At 58.5% G+C, this 4,641-nt stretch carries 5 protein-coding genes; 2 read left to right on the forward strand and 3 right to left on the reverse strand.

The window, feature by feature from the left end; all coding sequences use genetic code 11:
• Both FD715_RS22090 and FD715_RS23120 read left to right on the forward strand, forming a co-directional pair.
• Positions 1–1,234 (forward strand): HWE histidine kinase domain-containing protein (locus FD715_RS22090; RefSeq protein WP_147115346.1); only part of this gene is annotated, 1,234 nt, incomplete at its 5' end.
• 211 nt (positions 1,235–1,445) lie between these two features.
• Positions 1,446–1,694 carry an autoinducer binding domain-containing protein gene (locus FD715_RS23120; protein WP_223275050.1) on the forward strand — a complete coding sequence of 83 codons (249 nt, stop codon included), beginning with the start codon at positions 1,446–1,448 and terminating at the stop codon, positions 1,692–1,694.
• 363 nt (positions 1,695–2,057) lie between these two features.
• Here the strand turns inward: FD715_RS23120 and FD715_RS22100 are convergent, their stop codons facing one another.
• The 3 genes from FD715_RS22100 to FD715_RS22110 all read right to left on the reverse strand — a co-directional run bounded on the left by FD715_RS22100 (position 2,058) and on the right by FD715_RS22110 (position 4,347).
• Positions 2,058–3,008 carry a mechanosensitive ion channel family protein gene (locus FD715_RS22100; RefSeq protein ID WP_147115352.1) on the reverse strand — a complete coding sequence of 317 codons (951 nt, stop codon included), beginning with the start codon at positions 3,006–3,008 and terminating at the stop codon, positions 2,058–2,060.
• A gap of 363 nt (positions 3,009–3,371) precedes the next feature.
• Positions 3,372–3,803, reverse strand: coding sequence for a nucleoside diphosphate kinase regulator (gene rnk, locus FD715_RS22105; protein ID WP_147115357.1), 432 nt, complete (start codon positions 3,801–3,803; stop codon positions 3,372–3,374).
• 82 nt (positions 3,804–3,885) lie between these two features.
• Positions 3,886–4,347, reverse strand: a complete 462-nt coding sequence (locus tag FD715_RS22110; RefSeq protein WP_147115360.1) for a hypothetical protein — start codon at positions 4,345–4,347, stop codon at positions 3,886–3,888.
• Positions 4,348–4,641 lie beyond the last annotated feature (294 nt).

Here is a 4,641-nt window from a genome sequence, read left to right on the forward strand (position 1 = left end):
CGCCATGCCTGCCTCGACGGACCTGTTCTTCGAGATGATCCATCCCGAGGACAGGGAGATGGTCGAAACAGAGCTGGCGCGCTCCCTTGAAGATGGAAAGAACTTCGATGCCGTGTTCCGGATCCGGCGGCCCGACGGGGACATTCGCCATATTGCCGGGCGAGGTCGGGTCATCCGGTATGAGGGCAAACGGCCTGTCCGGATGATCGGTGTCGTCTTCGACGTCACCGAGCGGCATCGCATGGAACGGAAGGCGCGCGACAGCGCCGAGCGGTTACGGCTGGTGCTCGACAATGCGGTCGTCTTCATCGGAACCCTCGATCTCGAAGGGCGGATCGTGGAAGCAAACGCGATAGCGCTCGAAACGGGCGGCGTCGGGCGTGACGAGGTCATCGGTCAGTTGGCTTGGGAGACATATGGGTGGTCCTACGACCCCGAGGTCGCGGCCCGGCTGCGCGCCTCCATCGCCCGGGCGGCCACTGGCGAGGTCGTGCGCTACGATGCCGTGGCACGCACTCCTGGCGACGGACGCGTGACCGTCGACATGCTGCTGTCGCCCATCCTCAATGACGACGGAAGCGTGCGGGAAATCGTCGTTTCCGGCTTCGACGTGACCGAACGCGAAAAAGCCAAGGAGCATGCCGAGTTCCTGATGCGGGAAATCAATCACCGCGCCAAGAACACGCTCTCGCTGGTTCAGGCGATCGCCCGGCAGATCTGGCAGACCGATGCCGGGAAGTTTTTACCTCGCTTCGAGGGACGGCTGCGGGCGCTGGCACATTCGCACGACCTGCTTGTCAATGACGACTGGAACGGTGTTCGCCTCGGGGATCTAGTGCGCGGCCAGTTGGCGCATTTCGAAGATCTGGTCGGCACGCGCATCCACCTGCAAGGACCAGAAGCCGCGATCACCGCGGAAGCCGCGCAGACGCTTGGCATGGCGTTCCACGAATTGGCCACGAATGCCGGCAAGTATGGCGCGCTCTCGCAGGAAACCGGTCACGTCGATATCATCTGGGATGTCTCCAAGACGGAGCATGGAGACAGACAGCTGACCGTATGCTGGACCGAGCGGGGTGGTCCGCCAGTCAAAGCCCCTACCCGCAAGGGCTTCGGAAGCATCGTGCTCGACCGGCTTGTGCAGGGGGCGTTCTCGGGGGAGGTGGAACTCGCCTATCCCCCCGAAGGCTTTCGCTGGCGCTTTACCTGCTCTGACGAGTGTCTGCTGCCTTGAAAACCGGCCCTGATCCTGTCTTCTGGCTTTTCCAAATGGACGGTTTAGGTAAGCCGGAACCACTAGGATACTTTATCATGACTGCGGAAAAAGTTCTTTGATGCGGACTTAATGATGAGTATCCACGGATTTTCAACGAAAAACCTTTCTTCTCTCTCAGATTGCCTCACCGGGTTTCGCTGTAGCCATACGGGTCAGTCGCGGCCGTCCCCTGCGTTGCGAGAATCGTTTGCCGGAATCCTGGCATAACACTTACGCTCAAAAATCCTATTTCTTGCGCGAGCCGATGATCTTCTGGGCACTTGCCCATGACGGGATGATTGACTGGGACGATTCTGCAATGATCGATCCAACGGATATCCTCGCCGATACGGAAGATCATGGCCTGTTGTTCGGAGCTACCGTGGCGACCGGAACTTCGAAGGTGCGATCCTTTTGTGGTCTTGCTCGCCAAGACTAGCCTTTCTCTCAAAAGGAGTTGGGGGTTGCGTATGACGTCCTAAGCATGCTGCATGCCGAGCCCTGTGCACAGGTGCAGATTACCAAGGCGCAGATCGAAGCATCGCCACTCATAGTAGCGGGAGAGCGTCATGTCGAGCGGCGGCTCACCTTGAGATCAGAGAAAGCGCTTTGAAGGCCCGGTTGAAGGCAACTGGTCAAAAATTGGCTGCGCGCACGACCGCAGAGGTCATGCGCGCAGCCCAGACACGCGGATTAATTTGAATAGGTCATCGCCCGGCCCTTTGCGTTTCGTGATGCAATTAAATATAGTTTGTGAGGAAATTCCGTATCTCGCATTGCGCCTTGTCATAGGCCTACCAAACTACGATATGCTCTGCCGAGGAGACGCTGCGAATATCCGCGCAATCTCCGTTTCGTGCTCGATCGGATCGATGCTTTCTCGGCGAGGACGATTCAACTCGATCTGCACGCGTGGGGCTGGAATTTTAGCGTTCCGCAGCGCACGATCGATCAAGGAAAGAACCTCGTCTCGGCAGTCAGCATCCCGTTCAAAGCGCGACAGCCAGAAGCGAACAGCGTAGGAATTGCTGTTACTTCCCAGTGCCTGCACGCGGACATCAGGGGTGGGTTCAGACTGGATCAGACGCGCCTCGTTTAAAGCCTTCAGGATCAGCGCCTTGGCGTTGTCCACGGGAACTTCATGCGCGAGCTTCAGTGACAGCTGCGCGCGATACTGTGGTTTTGGAGCGGAATAGTTGGTGATGCGTCGGCGCGCGATCTGGCTATTCGGCAGGATCATGTAGGTGGCGTCCTGCGTCAGCACCCGCGTTGTGCGCCACCCAATCTCAATGACCCTGCCTCGTGCGACCTCATCAATATCAACCCAGTCTCCGATCCGGCAGGGCGCCTCGACACCGAGTGCGATGCCAGACAAAGTGTCAGCCACGACATTCCGGATCGCGAAACCCAGCATCGCAAGTATCAGGCTCGATCCCGCAAGCGCGCCGAGAAGACCTTGGCCCAACAAGAGAGCGGCAGAGGCAATGGTCGCGGTGAAGAATAGTAGAACTGCCACGAGATCGCGAAACAGGCGCGGGTAGGGACCTTTGTGGGGCCTGCGACGGTCTGCGAACAGACCGAATAGCCGACTACCGAGCCAAGCCGCGGCAAGGTAACCGACGACGCCGCCAGGCATGCGGAGAGACAAACCGACCCACTGCTCGACATCCTGATCAAAGAGCACCAGGCTGGCGGCGACAAGAAGCATGGCCGAAGGCCAGATCAGTCGCCGAAGATGAGAGACCAGTTTCATATCAGCAGCCCTGTTGCGCGAGCTGTGATGGTCGACGAGAACGGCACCGGAGACAGGTCATGGTGGCGCCGGCGTTGCGCTCGATAGCAGAGCCGCAACGACGACAGGAAATCCGGATAATGTGGATAGCGCCTTCAAGAATGTGTCGATAAATGGGACACCGATAGGCGGCTGCACGAGGAAGCGATGCCTTGCAGGACGGGCAAGCAAGCGGCAGGTGACGATTCATGGAACTCTCTTTCGACGGGAAGGGGAACACACCGAAGTGGCGATGACCGATGTCCCGGAAGGAGCTTCGTCAGCACATCGAGCGGCTCCTTCCGGGGTAGTCATTGGCCTCGGCAAGCCCTTGAGAACGATAAATCATTTGATCTTCAGTCCTTCGGAAGCAGCTTGGAAAGCGACGTGGAGAACGGTCAGAATTCGACGCTCTCCATCCCTGGTGTCCCAGTGAAGCGATGCTCCCTCGGCCAAGCCGATCAAAGCGATCCCGATCGGCGTGAGGATTGAAATGCGACCGCGTGAAATGTCGGCGTCCTCAGGAAAAACCGGAGTTACTGTCTTCTCCTGATTGGTCGTCTCGTCGCGGTAGGTGACCGCGCGACCGATGGCCACCACGTTCGGCGGAAGTTTCCCTGCAGGCACGATCCGAGCCCGACCGATCTCGCCGAGCAACCGGTCGGCGAGATCGGGGTTACGCTGAATTGCGCCCTCAGCGAGAGCTTCAAGCCTGTCCAAGCAGTCAACACCGATGACTACCCTTGGCTGCCGTCCGGTGCCGCGTTGTTGGTTCATCGAATTCTCCTTTCCGCTCCACAGCGACGTAAATGCATGCTGGATAGGTAAATCTTCGGACCAGCCAGAGATGGTCCGGCCATCAAGCGGTGTGGTGGGTCGTAGACGGATCTACATCCAGCACGACGACTTTATCGATTTGGCCGTCGTCTCGGAGAAGCGGCGCTTTTTGTAGTTTCCGCATGCCGATGAGGGTCGCTCCGAGCAGGGATGTGACAAGGAAATGTCCGGGAATCGGTGTCGGACCCATGGAGAGCACTCCGGAACGAGATCCCTCTTCCCTGATCAAATAGGTGATTTGGCGTCCGGTCACGACGAGCTCGGGCGAAGCTGGCTCAATAGCCCCACGCGAGATCCGCAGCTTGTGGCGCAAAAGCCCGTTCAAAAGGGCCGGATTCGACGCGTTCCTGGTCTTGCTGTAGCGTAGCAGATGCTCGATGCCCGCTCTGTCATCGACCGTCAAGAAGAAGCCAGAGCCGACAGTATGGTGCTCGAACAGCGAGCGAAAGTCGCCGCCTGAAGGCAGCTGGGTGATGATAGTCATGATGGATCTCCCGGGGCTGCGAAGCCCGTGTTCTTAATTCAAGGATGTAAGAAAGCCCCGGGTGGTCGAGGGTGCGCTTATGCGAAGACCGCCCGGGGAGCCAGGCGGTTCAGAAGTAGAAACCGGAAGTGGTTCTCATGCATCACCATCAGGTCAGGGTAGCCACCGCGGGGTGACTGTCAATCCTGAATAGTCCGGTGCGGAACGACGCGAGCAGCAGAGGTGTTGATCGGAAAAAGGAGGCATGCCAATGGCGAAATATTCAGAAGGTGATCATGTAAGCTGGAACTCAGA

This window comes from Tateyamaria sp. syn59 (assembly GCF_007995245.1).
Taxonomy (GTDB): Bacteria; Pseudomonadota; Alphaproteobacteria; order Rhodobacterales; family Rhodobacteraceae; genus Tateyamaria.

Excerpts from the sequence above, each read along its gene's own strand:
- FD715_RS22100 (WP_147115352.1), bottom strand. The coding sequence starts at position 3,008 with ATGAAACTGGTCTCTCATCTTCGGCGACTGATCTGGCCTTCGGCCATG.
- FD715_RS22110 (WP_147115360.1), bottom strand. The coding sequence starts at position 4,347 with ATGACTATCATCACCCAGCTGCCTTCAGGCGGCGACTTTCGCTCGCTG.
- rnk (WP_147115357.1), bottom strand. The coding sequence starts at position 3,803 with ATGAACCAACAACGCGGCACCGGACGGCAGCCAAGGGTAGTCATCGGT.